Source organism: Bordetella bronchiseptica, assembly GCF_900636925.1.
Classification (GTDB): domain Bacteria; phylum Pseudomonadota; class Gammaproteobacteria; order Burkholderiales; family Burkholderiaceae_B; genus Bordetella; species Bordetella pertussis.
Genome location: NZ_LR134326.1, coordinates 2,582,751 through 2,596,160 on the forward strand (window position 1 = coordinate 2,582,751; position 13,410 = coordinate 2,596,160).

Consider the following 13,410-nt stretch of genomic DNA (forward strand, 5'->3'; position numbering starts at 1 on the left):
GGGTGCCAGCCATGAGAGAACTCATCAAGCGCTATTGGGACATCATCCGCCGCCCCAGCGTGCATTTCAGCCTGGGCTTTCTGACCGTCGGCGGCTTCGTCGGCGGCATCCTGTTCTGGGGCGCCTTCAACACCGCCATGGAGCTGACCAACACCGAGCAGTTCTGTACCGGCTGCCACGAGATGCGCGACAACGTGTATGCCGAGCTCAAGGGCACCATCCACTACACCAACCGCTCGGGCGTGCGCGCCATCTGCTCGGACTGCCACGTGCCGCACAACTGGACCGACAAGATCGCCCGCAAGATGCAGGCCTCCAAGGAAGTCTGGGGCAAGATCTTCGGCACCATCAATACGCGCGAGAAGTTCGTCGAGAAGCGGCTGGAGCTGGCCCAGCACGAATGGGCGCGCCTGAAGGCCAACGACTCGCTCGAGTGCCGCAACTGCCACAACTACGAATCGATGGACTTCACGCGCCAGAGCGTGCGCGCGCAGAACATGCACTCGACCTATCTGGCGGACAAGAGCAAGACCTGCATCGATTGCCACAAGGGCATCGCCCACACGCTGCCGAGGATGCCGCCGGACCAGACCTCGCTGGCGCCGCCCGCGGCAGGCCCGGCGCGCGAACTGGCGCGCGCGGATACCGGCCATGCAAAACGCTGAGGCCGCGCCCGCCCTGCTGGCCGCGCACGGCCTGGTGGGACGGCGCGGCGGCCGCCGGCCGCTGGACCTGAACCTGCGCCCGGGGCAGCTGGCGCATGTGCGCGGCGCCAACGGCAGCGGCAAGACCAGCCTGCTGCGCACGCTGGCCGGACTGCTGCGGCCGCGGCGCGGCGAGGTGCGCTGGAACGGCGCCGACATCCATGCCGACCTGCCCGGCTACTACCTGCACATGGCGTACCTGGGCCACGACAATGGCTGCAGCGATGCGTTGACCGCGCGCGAGAACCTGCGCTACGCGCTGCACGTGGCCGGCGCCCCGCGCGCCGAGCCGGAACTGGAGCGGGCCTTGCGGGACTGGGGCCTGGCCGCCGGCGCCGACGCGCCGGCCGCGCGCCTGTCGCAGGGCCAGGGCCGCCGGCTGGCGCTGGCGCGCGTGATGCTGTCGCGCAAACGGCTGTGGCTGCTCGACGAGCCCGACGCCGGCCTGGACGCCGCCAGCCTGCAGCGGCTGCACGGCATGCTGGACGCACACCTGGCCGGCGGCGGCGCGGCCGTGCTGGCTTCGCATCGCGGCGGCGGCGCCTGGGCCGGTTGTACGCAAACCCTGGATCTGGACGAATACGCGCATGCTGAAGTCGTTGGCGCAGATTGCCTGGCGTGAGCTCCGGCTGGCCTGGCGCAGGCCGGCCGATACGCTGGGCGCCACGCTGTTTTTCGTGGTGGCGGGCACGCTGTTTCCCTTGGCGCTGGGTCCGGATCCGCAGCTGCTGGCCGCCATCGGCCCGGGCGTGCTGTGGGTGTCGGCCCTGCTGGCGATCCTGCTTTCGCTGCAGCAGCCCTTTGTCCACGACCACGGCAGCGGCGCCCTGGAGCAATTGCTGGTCTCGCCCCACCCCCTGCCGGTGCTGGTCGGCCTGAAGCTGGCGGCGCACTGGCTGGCCACCTGCGCCCCGCTGATCCTGGCCAGCCCTTTCCTGGCGCTGCAGTTCGGGTTGTCGGCCCAGGCGGTCGGCGTGCTGGCGCTGTCGCTGCTGCTGGGTACGCCCACGCTGGCCTTGATAGGCGGGCTGGGCGCGGCCCTGACGCTGGGCCTGCGCGGCGGCGCCCTGCTGCCGCTGGTGGTGCTGCCGCTGTACGTGCCGGTGCTGATCTTCGGCAGCGGCGCCGTGGCCGCCACCGCGTCCGGCCTGGGCGCCTGGCCGCAATTGTCCCTGCTGGGCGCATGCCTGTGCCTGGCGATCCTGTTGTGCCCGTGGAGCGCCTCGGCGGCGCTGCGCGTGGCGTTGGAGTAAGCCCGCCATGTCGAAATCATCGGCCGCCCTGCCCGTGCGCGACCGCCCCGCCGGCGGTCGCGGCTGGCTGCGCTATGCCTCGCCCGCCGTCTTCTACCCCATGGCCGGCCGCTGGGCGCCGCGCCTGGGCGCGCTGGCCGCGCTGCTGGCGGCCGCCGGACTCTACCTGGGGCTGGCGGTGGCGCCGGTCGACAGCCAGCAAGGCGAGGTCTACCGCATCCTGTTCGTGCACGTGGCAGCGGCCTGGATGTCGATGTTCCTGTACCTGGTCATGGCCGGCTATGCCGCGCTGGGGCTGGTCTACAACACGCGGCTGTCGTTCATGATGATGCGGGCGCTGGCGCCCACCGGCGCGCTCTTCACCGCCGCAACCTTGTGGACCGGGGCCTTGTGGGGCAAGCCGACCTGGGGCGCCTGGTGGGTCTGGGACGCGCGCCTGACCTCCGAGCTGATCCTGCTGTTTCTCTACCTGGGCTTCATGGCGCTGCAGGCGGCCGCCGGCGACACGCGGCGCGCCGACCGAGGCGGCGCCATCCTGCTGCTGGTGGGCGTGATCAACATACCCATCATCTATTTCTCGGTGACCTGGTGGAACACCCTGCACCAGGGCGCCTCGATTTCGCTGACCGCCGCGCCCAGCATGGCGCGCATCATGGTGGCGGCCACCCTGTTGATGGTGGCGGCGTTCTGGGCCTACAGCGCCGCCGTGGCGCTGGCGCGCGTGCGCGTCGTCATCGCCGGCCGCGAACCGGCCGCCGCGGCCGGCGGCCCCTTGTCGCGGGAGGGCTCATGAGCTGGGACGCGCTGTTTTCCCTGCAGGGGCACAGCCCCTATATCCTGGCCGCCTATGGCGGCGCCGCGCTGTTGATCGCGGTCGAACTGGCCGTGCTGTGGCGCGCCGCGCGGCGCCCGCCCACCGGAGGCGACGATGGCGACGCGTAGAGGCCGCCGCGCGCTGCTGATCGCCGGCGGCGTGGGCCTGCTGGCGCTGGCCGCCGCGCTGGTGCTCAATGCGCTGCGTTCGAACCTGGTGTTCTTTTTCAGTCCCACGCAGGTGCACGCGCACGAGGCGCCGTCCAGCGGCAGCTTCCGCGTCGGCGGCCTGGTGCGCGCCGGCTCGGTCGAACGCGCCGCCGACGGCCTGACCCTGCGTTTCGTCGTCACCGATACGGTGCGCGAGGTGCCGGTGGCCTATACCGGGCTGCTGCCGGCGCTGTTTCGCGAAGGCAAGGGCGTGGTGGTGGCGGGCAACATGGGCGCCGACGGCGTGTTCCGCGCCACCGAGGTGCTGGCCAAGCACGACGAGAACTACATGCCGCCGCAGGCCGCCGACGCACTCAGGCAGGCGGGCGCCCTGCCCAGCGCCACCTTGCAGACGGAGGCGCGATGATCCCGGAAATCGGCCTGTTCAGCCTCATCCTGGCGTTGCTGGTTGCCATCGTGCAGGGCGTGCTGCCGCTGGTGGGCGCATCGACCGGCTGGCAGGCCGGCCTGCGGGTGGCGCGGCCGGCCGCCGTCACCCAATTCTGCCTGGTCACCGTAGCCATGGGCTGCCTGGCGTGGTCGTTCCTGGACAACGATTTCTCGGTGCTGTACGTGGCGGGCAACTCGCACGCCGACCTGCCCGCCGCCTACCGCTTCGCGGCGCTATGGGGCGGCCACGAGGGATCGCTGCTGCTGTGGCTGTACCTGCTGACCGCCTGGACGCTGGCGGTGGCGCTGCACAGCCGCGCGCTGCCGCCGGCCTTCGCGGCGCGCGTGCTGGCCGTCATGGCCTGGATCAGCATCGGCTTCCTGCTGTTCCTGCTGTTCCTGTCCAATCCGTTCGAGCGCCTGATGCCGCCGGCGCAGGCCGGACGCGACTTGAACCCCTTGCTGCAGGATCCGGGCATGATCGTGCATCCGCCCATGCTGTACATGGGCTATGTGGGCTTTTCGGTGGCGTTCGCCTTCGCCATCGCCGCGCTGCTGTCGGGCGAGCTGGACGCCATCTGGGCGCGCTGGGTGCGGCCCTGGACCTTGCTGGCCTGGATGTTCCTGACCATCGGCATCCTGCTGGGCAGCGCCTGGGCCTACTACGTCCTGGGCTGGGGCGGCTGGTGGTTCTGGGATCCGGTCGAGAACGCCTCGTTCATGCCGTGGCTGGCCGGCACGGCGCTGATCCATTCCCTGATCGTCACGGAGCGGCGCGGCGCCTTCCGCAGCTGGACGGTGCTGCTGGCCATCGCGGCGTTCTCGCTGAGCATACTGGGTACTTTCCTGGTGCGCTCCGGCGTGCTGACCTCGGTGCACGCCTTCGCGGTCGATCCCGGCCGCGGGCTGTACATCCTGGGCTTCATGACGCTGATCGTGGGCGGCTCGCTGGCCCTGTACGCCTGGCGCGCGCCCACCGTGGGCCTGGGCGGGGGCTTCGCCCTGCTGTCGCGCGAATCGCTGCTGCTCAGCAACAACGTGGTGCTGGCCGCGGCCACCGGCGCGGTGCTGCTGGGCACGCTGTACCCGGTGGCGCTGGACGTGCTGGACTGGGGCAAGATCTCGATCGGCCCGCCCTACTTCGAGGCGGTGTTCGTGCCGCTGATGACGCCGGCGATCTTCCTGATGGGCGTGGGACCGATGGCGCGCTGGAAGCACAGCGCCGTGCCGGACCTGGCGCAGCGCCTGCGCATTGCCTTCGGCGTGAGCCTGGCCACCGCGCTGGCGGTGCCGCTGGCCTGGCCCGGCGCGCGCGCCTGGCCAGGCTCGCCGCTGATCGTATTGGGCCTGTGGCTGGCGGCCTGGTCGGTCGCCAGCGCCGCCGCGCATGCCTGGCAGCGCCTGGCCGACGGCGAAGGCTCGTGGGCGCGGCGCCTGCGCCGCCAGCCGCGCGCCTGGTACGGCATGCTGCTGGCGCACGCCGGCGTGGGCGTGTTCATCGCCGGCGTGACGCTGGCCAATGGCTATGAGGACAAGCAGGAATTGCGCATGGACATCGGCGCCACGCAGGCCGCCGGCGGCTACCAGTTCACCTTCGCCGGTATCGCGCCGGCCGCCGGCCCCAACTACCAGGCCGAACGCGCCCGCTTCGTGGTCACGCGCGACGGCCGGCCGGTGGTCACGCTGCATCCCGAGAAACGCCACTACACGGTGCAGGGCATGCCGCTCAGCCATGCCGCCATCGACACCCGCTTTACCCGTGACCTGTTCGTGGCGCTGGGCGAGCCGGTCGGCGAGCGGGCCTGGACGGTGCGGCTGCAGGTCAAGCCCTTCATGGCCTGGATCTGGTCGGGTTGCGTGCTGATCGCGCTGGGCGGCCTGATGGCGGCAACCGACCGGCGCTACCGCCAGTGGCGCGCCGCCGAAGCGCGCCAAGCGGTGGCGGCGGTGGCGCGGGAGGCCGGCTGATGCTGCGCTACCTGTTGCCGCTGGCGGCCTTTCTGGCCATGGCCGCGTTCCTGGCGCTGGGCCTGGGGCGCGACCCGCGCGCCCTGCCCTCGGCCATGCTGGACAAGCCGGCCCCGCCCATCGGCCTGCCGCTGCTGCAAGGCGACGGGCGGCGGCTGGAAGTCGCCCAGCTGCGCGGGCGCGTCTGGGTGCTCAACGTCTGGGCTTCCTGGTGCGCGCCCTGCCGCGAAGAGCTGCCCTTGCTGCAGGAAGTCGGACCGCGCGACGCGGTGCCCATCTACGGGCTCAACTACAAGGACAAGCCCGAGGACGCGCGCGCCTGGCTGGCCCGCCACGGCAATCCGTACGTGGCCTCGGCCAGCGACGTGGACGGCCGCGTCGGCATCGAGTACGGCGTCTATGGCGTGCCGGAAACCTTTGTCATCGACGGGGCCGGCCGCATCCGCTACCGCCAGCTCGGCGTGTTGACGCCGCAGATCTGGCGCGAGCGCCTGCTGCCCGTCATCGAGGGCCTGCGATGAGGCGCGCGGCCGTGCTGCTGGGGTTGTGGCTGCTGCTGGGCGCCCCGGCGGCGGCCGATATCGCGCAGCGCGAGCTGCGCCTGGCGCACTCGCTGCGCTGCCTGGTCTGCCAGAACCAGACCCTGGCCGAATCCAACGCGCCGCTGGCGCACGATATGCGCGCCCTGATCCGCCAGCAGCTGGCCGATGGCCGCAGCGACGAGGAAGTGATGCAGTTCTTCGAGGACCGCTACGGCGATTTCGTGCGCTACGAGCCGCCCTTCAAGCCGGCGACCTGGCTGCTGTGGCTGGGGCCGTTCGCCCTGCTGCTGGCCGGCTTCGTGGTCCTGTGGCGCGCGCTGGCGCGCCGCCCCGGCGCGGCGCCGCTGACCGACGCGCAGCGCGCCCGCGCCGAACGCTTTCTGGACGAGGAATCATGACCGCGCTGTGGCTGATCGTGCTGCTGTTGCTGCTGGCCACGCTGGCGGCGCTGATCCTGCCCATGCTGCGCCGCGAGCGCGCGGCCGGCCCGGCCGACGCGGCGGCCACGGTGCGCGCCTTCTACCAGGCGCAGCGCGCGCAGCTGCAGCGCGAACTGCGCGAGGGCGCCTTGACCGCCCAGGCCCATGCGCGCGCCGAGGAAGAACTGCAGCGCGAATTGCTGCAGGCCCTGGACGCGCGCCGCGACACCGCGCCCGCGCCGGCGCGGCGCGCCAGCCTGGCGGCGGCCTGCGCGCTGAGCGTGGCCGTGCCGGTCGCGGCCATGCTGCTGTACCAGCATCTGGGCGACCCGCGCGCGGCCGCCTCGATGATGCTGGCCGCGCCGCAGGACGCCCACGCCGAGGATGCCGCGCAGGACATGACCCAGGCCATCGGCGCGCTGGCCGAGCGCCTGCGCCGCCAGCCCGACGACGCCGAGGGCTGGTACATGCTGGCGCGCTCGTACGAGACGCTGGGGCGCTATGACGACGCGGTCGCCGCCTATATGGAAACCGTGCGCCTGGTGCCGGACCAGCCGGCGCTGCTGGCCGACCTGGCCGACGCCTTGCTGTCGGCCAATGGCGGCGCGCCCGACGCCAAGTCCGAGCGCGTCATCGCCCAGGCGCTGGCCTTGCAGCCCGACCAGCCCAAGGCGCTGGCGTTGGCAGGCATGGCGGCCTTGCGGCGCGGCGACGCGGCGCAGGCCCTGGCGCACTGGCAGCGCCTCAAGACGCTGCTGCCGCCCGATTCGCCGGCCGCCGCGCAGATCGACAACAACATCGCGCAGGCGCGCGCCATGGCCACGGGCGCGCCGCCCGCGCCCGCGCCGCAGGCGGCGGCGCCGGACAGCCTGGCCGGCCATGCGTCGATCGCCGCGGCGCTGCGCGCGCAGGTGGCCGATACCGATACCGTGTTCATCCTGGCGCGCCCGGCCGGCGGCGGGCGCATGCCGCTGGCCATCCTGCGCAAGCAGGTACGCGAGCTGCCGCTGGACTTCACCCTCGACCGCGCCCAGGCCATGTCGCCGGCGGCCACGCTGGCCCAGGCGAGCACGGTGGACGTGGAAATCCGCGTGAGCCGCGCCGGCGCCGCCGAGGCCCGGCCTGGCGACCTGCTCGGCGTGCTGCGCGGCGTGGCGGTGGGCAGCAGCGGCCTGCGATTGGTGGCCGACACGGTGGTGCGCTGACGCGCGCTTGCGCCATCGCCGCCCAGCCCATACAGTGGCGGGGCCGGCGCCTGCCGCCCTGTCCGAGGAATAGCCGCCATGCCGTCTTGCCGTCCACGCCTTGCCCTGGCCTGCCTGGCCGTCCTGCTGGCCGTTCCTGCCGCGCCTGTGCTGGCCGCGCCATCGGGCGCCGCGCCCTGCCCGCCCGCCGCACAGGCCGTCAGCGCGCCGCTGCCGGGCGGCGGCGCGGTCGTCGTCAGCAACGGCGCCTGCGAGCCGGCTTCGATCGGCTCGTACGTCGTCAACCGCTACGACGACCTGGACGCCGGCGCCTTTCGCGCCGGGCTGGCCATCGCGCGCGACGGCGTGCTGGTGGAATGGGCGCTGGACGAACGCCAGGGCAAGCGCGTGCTGCGGCTGGTCAGCGAAACCGCCGGTTCGGGCGCGTACCGCAACACGCAATACATCGAACTGACCGGCGACGGCGGGCTGCGCCTGCTCGACAGGCCGTAAGGCAAAGCATTGCGCCGCCCGGGCGCTGAACGGCGCGTCGGCTTGCCCTGCCGCGCCATCGCCCCGAGAATGGCTGCTTCGGACTTTTTCATGCTTTGCAGAAGGAAACCCACATGTCTGCCATCACCCGCATTGCCAGCCCCCTGCCCCTGCCCTTTTCGCGCGCGACCATCGCCGGCGGCTTCCTGTTCCTGTCCGGCCAGATCCCGATGGACGCCAACGGCCAGGTGGTGCGCGGCGATATCCGCGCCCAGACCGACGCCGCCATCGCCCGCATACGCGAAACGCTGGCGCTGGCCGGCGCCGGTCTGCAGGACGTGGTGAAGGTGACGGTGTGGCTGTCCGATCTGGCGCTGTTCGCCGATTTCAACGACGCCTACAAACAGCACTTCCAGGACGGCTTCCCGTGCCGCAGCACCGTCGAAGCCAAGCTGGCCATGGAAGTGGACGTGGAGATCGAGGTCCAGGCCTGGATCGGCGACAAGACGCCGCGCGGCGGCGCGAGCTACACGCCGGGGCCCGTGTCGGAAGCCTAAGCCTGCTTCCCGCGTGCCTGTCCCCGCATGGGGACTGGCACGCGCTGATCCGGGGTGCCTGTCCCCGCGGGGACAGGCACACTGCCGTACGCCATGAACGCTAGCCTGCCAAGACGGACGGTATCTGTCCCCGCAGGGACAGCCAGCGCCGGCGACGGGCTACTTCCACGCCTCCTCGCGCTGCTTGACCAGCGCGGTAAGGGTCTGGTTGACCGGGGCCTGGATGCCGGCGCGGGCCGCCTGCCTGGGGATGGCGCCGTTGATGTAGTCGATTTCGCTGACGCGCCGCTGTTCGTGGTCCAGCATGACCGACGGCTTGGCGCCGCGGATGCGTTCGCCGAATGCGCGCACATGCGCAACCGGGTCTTCCACGGCGACCGGCACGCCCAGCGCGCGCGCGACGTTCCAGGCTTCGGTGGCGGCGGCCTGGCTGACCGCGCTGGCATGCGGAGCATCCAGCACTTCGCCGATGGTCAGGCCGGTCAGCGTGCACGGCGCGCTGTAGGCGACGTTGCAGATCAGCTTTTCCCATTGCATGGCCGGCAGGTTGTCGACCGCCTGCGCGTTGAAGCCCGCGCCGCGCCACACTTCGGCGATGCCATCCAGCTTCTCGGCGCCGAGGCCGGCGTAGGCGCCCATGCGCACCGCCGACATGCCGTTGTGGTGGACATGGCCCGGACCGCTCAGCGAGGCGCCGAAGGCCGCCGCGATGCCCACGGCCAGGCGCTCGGCGCCGATGGCCTCGGCCACGCTGTCGGCGCTGCCCAGGCCGTTCTGGATGGTCAGCACCAGGGTGTCGGGACCGAGCATGGCGCGCGCCTGCGCCGCGGCGCTGCCGGCCTGGGCCGCCTTGACCGCGATGATGATCAGGTCCACGGGTTCGGCCGGGGCCTCCCGGTAGGCTCGCAGGCGCGCCACGCGGTCGCCGCTGGCGCCTTCGACGCGCAGGCCCTGTTCGGACATGGCCTGGACGTGTTCGGCCCAGCGGTCGACGGCGATGACCTCATGGCCGTTGGCCGCCAGCAGGCCGGCGTACACCGAGCCCATCGCACCGCATCCCATAATTGCAATCTTCATGATTTCTTCCTTACGCCTTGCCGTGCGCCAGTACGGAGATGTACGGCGCCAATTCTTGTTTCTGTTCCAGCCCGAAGCCCGGCGCGTCGGTCGGCCGCACCTGGCCTGCGCCCAATGCGCACGCCGCGGGGTAGCCGCCGAAGGGCTGGAACACGCCCGGATAGGCCTCGCAGCCGCCCAGCCCCAATCCGGCGGCGATGTGCAGGTTGATCAGGTGGCCGCCATGCGGGTGCAGGCAGGAGCGCCCGAAGCCGGCCGCCTCGACCGCCGCCATCATGCGCAGGTACTCGGTCAAGCCGTACGACAGCCCCGGGTCCATCTGCAGGATATCGCGGCCGGGCCGCACGCCGGCGAAATGCAGCAGGTTCCTGACGTCGGGCAGCGAGAACAGGTTCTCGCCGGTGGCGATGGTGCCCGCGTAGGCCTGCGCCACCAGGCTGTTCAGGTGGTAATCGAGCGGGTCGCCGATTTCCTCGTACCAGCGCAAGCCATAGGGCTCGAGCGCGCGCGCATAGGCCAGCGCGGTATCCAGGTCGAAGCGTCCGTTGGCGTCGACCGCCAGGTTGGCGCCCTCGCCCGCCACGCCGAGCGCGGCCTCGATGCGGGCCAGGTCGTCGGCCAGCGAGGCGCCGCCGATCTTCATCTTGAACTTGACGAAGCCCTGGTCGAGATAGCCGCGGAACTCGTCGCGCAGCCGCTGCAGCGGATCGCCGCTGTCGTAGTAGTAGCCGCCGGCCGCATAGACCTGGGTGGCGCCGGCTTGCGCCGGCCGTCCGACGTGGCGCGCGATGGTGCAATAGGCGGGCTCGTCGCGCAGCTTGGCGTTCAGGTCCCAGAACGCCAGTTCCAGCGCGCCCACGGCCGCCGCCCGGTCGCCGTGCCCGCCCGGTTTCTCGTTGCGCAGCATGATGGCGCTGGCGCGCGCCGGGTCGAACGCCTGCCCGCCGTCATCGAGCAGCTCGTGCGGCGCGGCCTGCAGCAGGCGCGGGATGAAGCGCTCGCGCATCAGCCCGGGCTGGGCGTAGCGGCCGATCGAATCGAAGGCGTAGCCGATGAGCGGCCGGCCGTCGCGCACGACGTCGCTGACCAGGGCGACCAGCGAGACCGTGTGCTCGGCGAAACTGACCAGCGAGTTGGAGATGTTGCCCTGCAGGGGAACGGCGATTTCTCGTATGGCGGTGATGCGCATGGATACTGGATAGGAAGGGTTACTGGACGGTGATGCCGGCGGCCTGGATGATCTGCGACCAGCGCTGCGTATCGGCCTTGATGAGTTCGGCGAACGCCGCCTGGGTATCGACCACGGGCCAGGCGCCCAGCTCCACCATGCGTTTCTTCATGTCTTCGGTCTGCAAGGCGCTGGCCAGGGCGGCGTGGATCTTCTCCAGCACGGGCGCGGGCGTGCCGGCCGGCGCCAGCAGGCCATACCAGCTGGGCGAATCGAAGTCCTTCACGCCGCCTTCGGCGATGGTGGGCACCTTGGGCGCGCCGGGAAAACGCTGTCCCGAGGTCACCGCGATGGCTTTCAGCTTGCCGTCGCGCAGGAACGGCTCGGCCACCGCCAGGCCGGTGATCAGCAGCGGGATCTGGCCGGACACCACATCGGAGATGGCCTGGGCGCCGCTCTTGTAGGGAATGTGCGTCATGCTCATGCCAGTGGCGCGGTTCAGGCGCTCGCCCACCAGGTGGCCCATGCTGCCCGCGCCGGCGCTGCCGAAGTCCAGGCGCGCGTCGGGCTTGCCGCCCAGCTTCACCAGTTCGGGCAGCGTGTCGGCCTTGACCGCGGGGTTGGCGACCAGCACCAGGGGCACGACCGCGATGCGCGAGATGGGCGCGAAGTCGCTTTCGGGCTTGAATGGCAACTGGCTGTACAGCGTGGGGTTGATGACCAGGGTGGCGTCGGCGGCGAACAGCAGCGTATAGCCGTCGGGCGCGGCCTTGGCCACGGCGTCGCTGCCGATGTTGCCGTTGGCGCCGGGGCGGTTCTCCACGATGACGGTCTGCTTGAGGGCCTCGCCCAGTTGCTGGCCCAGCACGCGGCCGAGGATGTCGGTGGTGCCGCCCGCGCCGAACGGCACGATGAGCCGGATCGGGCGCTCGGGATACGGGGTCGCCGCGCCTGCCGCGGGCACGGCCGCGGCCCACAGGCCCAGCGCCGCGAACAAGGCGGCGGTCTTGCCGCGTACTCGCTTGATGCTATTCATGGTTGTCTCCTCGCTGTGTCGGCGCTACGATGTTTTTCTTAGTGCACACGTTTGCACTGATCGAACTATAATTAGCCAGAGTTAGGGCGTCAATACAACAGAACATACTGGTTTACCCGATACATACTGCCACGATGAAAATTTCATACGTGTGCACCAAGGAGGCAGAATGACCCCGTCCACCCCGTCCGGCGCCGCCAGTGCGCCGCCGCGCACCCTGTTCGACCGCCTGTGGGACAGCCACCACGTGGCCGACCTGCCCGACGGCCGCAGCCTGATCCACATCGACCGGCACCTGCTGCACGATCTTTCCAGCCCGCAGGCCTTCTCCGCGCTGCGCGCGCAGGGCCGCACCGTGCACAGTCCGGCGCGCAACGTGGCGATCGCCGACCACATCGTCTCCACCGCGCCCGGGCGGCGCGGCGAACACGTGGACGGCAGCCAGGCGATGATCGATGCGCTGGCCGCCAACGCCGCGCGCACCGGCATCCGCCACTACGGCCCGGACGACCCCGACCAGGGCATCGTGCACGTGATCGCGCCCGAACTGGGCCTGGTGCTGCCGGGCATGACGGTGGCCTGTGGCGACAGCCACACCTCGACGCTGGGGGCGCTGGGCGCCTGGGCCTGGGGCATCGGCACCTCGGAGGCCGAGCATGTGCTGGCGACCCAGACCCTGGCCATGCGCCGCCCGCGCGCGATGCGCCTGACGCTGCAAGGCGCCCTGCCCGCCGGCCTGAGCGCCAAGGACCTGACCCTGCATGTCCTGCGCCAGCTCGGCGTGCGCGGCGCGGCCGTGGGGTTCCTGGAGCTGGCCGGCGAGCCGGTGGCGGCGCTCTCGATGGAAGAACGCCTGACCTTGTGCAACATGGCCATCGAGGCCGGCGCGCGCGCCGCGCTGATCGCGCCCGACGACGTGACCCTGGACTACCTGCGCCGCCATGCCCCCGCGGTGCGCGGCGACGAGGCGGCGCTGGCGGCGTTTCGCGCGCTGCGCAGCGACGCCGGCGCGCGCTACGAGTCCGAGCGCGCGATCACCCTGGGACTGCAGGCGCCGCAGATGACCTGGGGCGTGAACCCGGCCCAGGTCGTGGACGTGCACGAACCGCTGCCTGATCCGGCCGCCGCCGACGCCGGCGAGCGCGCCGCCATGCAGCAGGCCTATGACTACATGGGCCTGCGGGCGGGCCGTCCGCTGGCGGGCGTGCCGGTGCAGTGGGCGTTCATCGGTTCATGCACCAACGGCAGGCTGTCCGACCTGCAAGCCGCCGCGGCGGTGGCGCGCGGCCGGCGCGTGGCCGCCGGCGTGCGCGCGCTGGTGGTGCCGGGCTCGCAGCGGGTCAAGCGCGCCGCCGAAGCGCTGGGGCTGGACCGCGTGTTCCTCGACGCCGGCTTCGAATGGCGCGAACCGGGCTGCTCGATGTGCGTGGGCATGAACGCCGACAAGGTGCCGGCCGGCCAGCGCTGCGTCTCCACCTCCAACCGCAACTTCGAAGGCCGCCAGGGGCCGGGCGCGCGCACTCACCTGGCCAGCCCGGCCAGCGCCGCGGCCGCCGCCATCGCGGGCGCCATCGTCGATCACAGGGATCTGGTCTAA

The 13,410-nt window shown here is 71.6% G+C and carries 16 protein-coding genes; 13 read left to right on the forward strand and 3 right to left on the reverse strand.

Annotated features, from left to right (window positions below; all coding sequences use genetic code 11):
- Positions 1-11 precede the first annotated feature (11 nt).
- The 12 genes from EL288_RS12085 (at position 12) to EL288_RS12140 (ending at position 8,532) form a co-directional block, all read left to right on the forward strand.
- Positions 12-665 (forward strand): cytochrome c3 family protein, encoded by a 654-nt coding sequence (locus tag EL288_RS12085; RefSeq protein ID WP_033448283.1) that lies wholly within the window; start codon positions 12-14, stop codon positions 663-665.
- Positions 652-1,326, forward strand: a complete 675-nt coding sequence (gene ccmA / locus EL288_RS12090) for a heme ABC exporter ATP-binding protein CcmA (protein ID WP_033456658.1) — start codon at positions 652-654, stop codon at positions 1,324-1,326. Before EL288_RS12085 ends, ccmA begins: the two co-directional genes overlap by 14 nt.
- A complete protein-coding gene (gene ccmB, locus EL288_RS12095; protein WP_010928682.1) occupies positions 1,292-1,957 on the forward strand; it encodes a heme exporter protein CcmB in 666 nt (221 codons plus the stop codon). The genes ccmA and ccmB overlap by 35 nt, the downstream gene beginning before the upstream one ends.
- A gap of 7 nt (positions 1,958-1,964) precedes the next feature.
- Positions 1,965-2,750 carry a heme ABC transporter permease CcmC gene (gene ccmC / locus EL288_RS12100; protein WP_003811417.1) on the forward strand — a complete coding sequence of 262 codons (786 nt, stop codon included), beginning with the start codon at positions 1,965-1,967 and terminating at the stop codon, positions 2,748-2,750.
- Positions 2,747-2,899, forward strand: coding sequence for a heme exporter protein CcmD (locus EL288_RS12105; RefSeq protein ID WP_003811416.1), 153 nt, complete (start codon positions 2,747-2,749; stop codon positions 2,897-2,899). Before ccmC ends, EL288_RS12105 begins: the two co-directional genes overlap by 4 nt.
- Positions 2,886-3,347: a cytochrome c maturation protein CcmE gene (gene ccmE, locus EL288_RS12110; protein WP_003811414.1), complete on the forward strand. Its 462-nt coding sequence runs from the start codon at positions 2,886-2,888 to the stop codon at positions 3,345-3,347. Before EL288_RS12105 ends, ccmE begins: the two co-directional genes overlap by 14 nt.
- Complete coding sequence (locus EL288_RS12115) at positions 3,344-5,338, forward strand: heme lyase CcmF/NrfE family subunit (protein ID WP_126621941.1); 1,995 nt, start codon at positions 3,344-3,346, stop codon at positions 5,336-5,338. Before ccmE ends, EL288_RS12115 begins: the two co-directional genes overlap by 4 nt.
- Positions 5,338-5,859, forward strand: coding sequence for a DsbE family thiol:disulfide interchange protein (locus EL288_RS12120; protein WP_003811410.1), 522 nt, complete (start codon positions 5,338-5,340; stop codon positions 5,857-5,859). The genes EL288_RS12115 and EL288_RS12120 overlap by 1 nt, the downstream gene beginning before the upstream one ends.
- Positions 5,856-6,278 (forward strand): cytochrome c-type biogenesis protein, encoded by a 423-nt coding sequence (locus EL288_RS12125; RefSeq protein ID WP_003811409.1) that lies wholly within the window; start codon positions 5,856-5,858, stop codon positions 6,276-6,278. Before EL288_RS12120 ends, EL288_RS12125 begins: the two co-directional genes overlap by 4 nt.
- Entirely contained in the window at positions 6,275-7,504 is a 1,230-nt protein-coding gene (gene ccmI, locus EL288_RS12130) for a c-type cytochrome biogenesis protein CcmI (protein ID WP_126621942.1), read from the forward strand. The genes EL288_RS12125 and ccmI overlap by 4 nt, the downstream gene beginning before the upstream one ends.
- Positions 7,505-7,582: 78 nt before the next feature.
- A complete protein-coding gene (locus EL288_RS12135; RefSeq protein WP_003811406.1) occupies positions 7,583-7,996 on the forward strand; it encodes a PliI family lysozyme inhibitor of I-type lysozyme in 414 nt (137 codons plus the stop codon).
- 113 nt (positions 7,997-8,109) lie between these two features.
- The gene (locus EL288_RS12140) at positions 8,110-8,532 is read left to right on the forward strand and encodes a RidA family protein (RefSeq protein ID WP_003811403.1); all 423 of its coding nucleotides are present in this window, start codon (positions 8,110-8,112) and stop codon (positions 8,530-8,532) included.
- Positions 8,533-8,691: 159 nt separating this feature from the next.
- On the opposite strand, the gene EL288_RS12145 is transcribed toward EL288_RS12140, so the two are convergent.
- The 3 genes from EL288_RS12145 to EL288_RS12155 are packed head-to-tail and all read right to left on the reverse strand — an operon-like array spanning position 8,692 to position 11,813.
- Positions 8,692-9,609 (reverse strand): ketopantoate reductase family protein, encoded by a 918-nt coding sequence (locus EL288_RS12145; protein ID WP_003811401.1) that lies wholly within the window; start codon positions 9,607-9,609, stop codon positions 8,692-8,694.
- A gap of 10 nt (positions 9,610-9,619) precedes the next feature.
- The gene (locus EL288_RS12150) at positions 9,620-10,798 is read right to left on the reverse strand and encodes a mandelate racemase/muconate lactonizing enzyme family protein (protein WP_003811400.1); all 1,179 of its coding nucleotides are present in this window, start codon (positions 10,796-10,798) and stop codon (positions 9,620-9,622) included.
- Positions 10,799-10,817: 19 nt separating this feature from the next.
- A complete protein-coding gene (locus EL288_RS12155; RefSeq protein ID WP_003811399.1) occupies positions 10,818-11,813 on the reverse strand; it encodes a Bug family tripartite tricarboxylate transporter substrate binding protein in 996 nt (331 codons plus the stop codon).
- A gap of 169 nt (positions 11,814-11,982) precedes the next feature.
- Here EL288_RS12155 and leuC point away from each other — a divergent pair, with 169 nt between their 5' ends.
- Positions 11,983-13,410 (forward strand): 3-isopropylmalate dehydratase large subunit, encoded by a 1,428-nt coding sequence (leuC, locus tag EL288_RS12160; RefSeq protein ID WP_010926647.1) that lies wholly within the window; start codon positions 11,983-11,985, stop codon positions 13,408-13,410.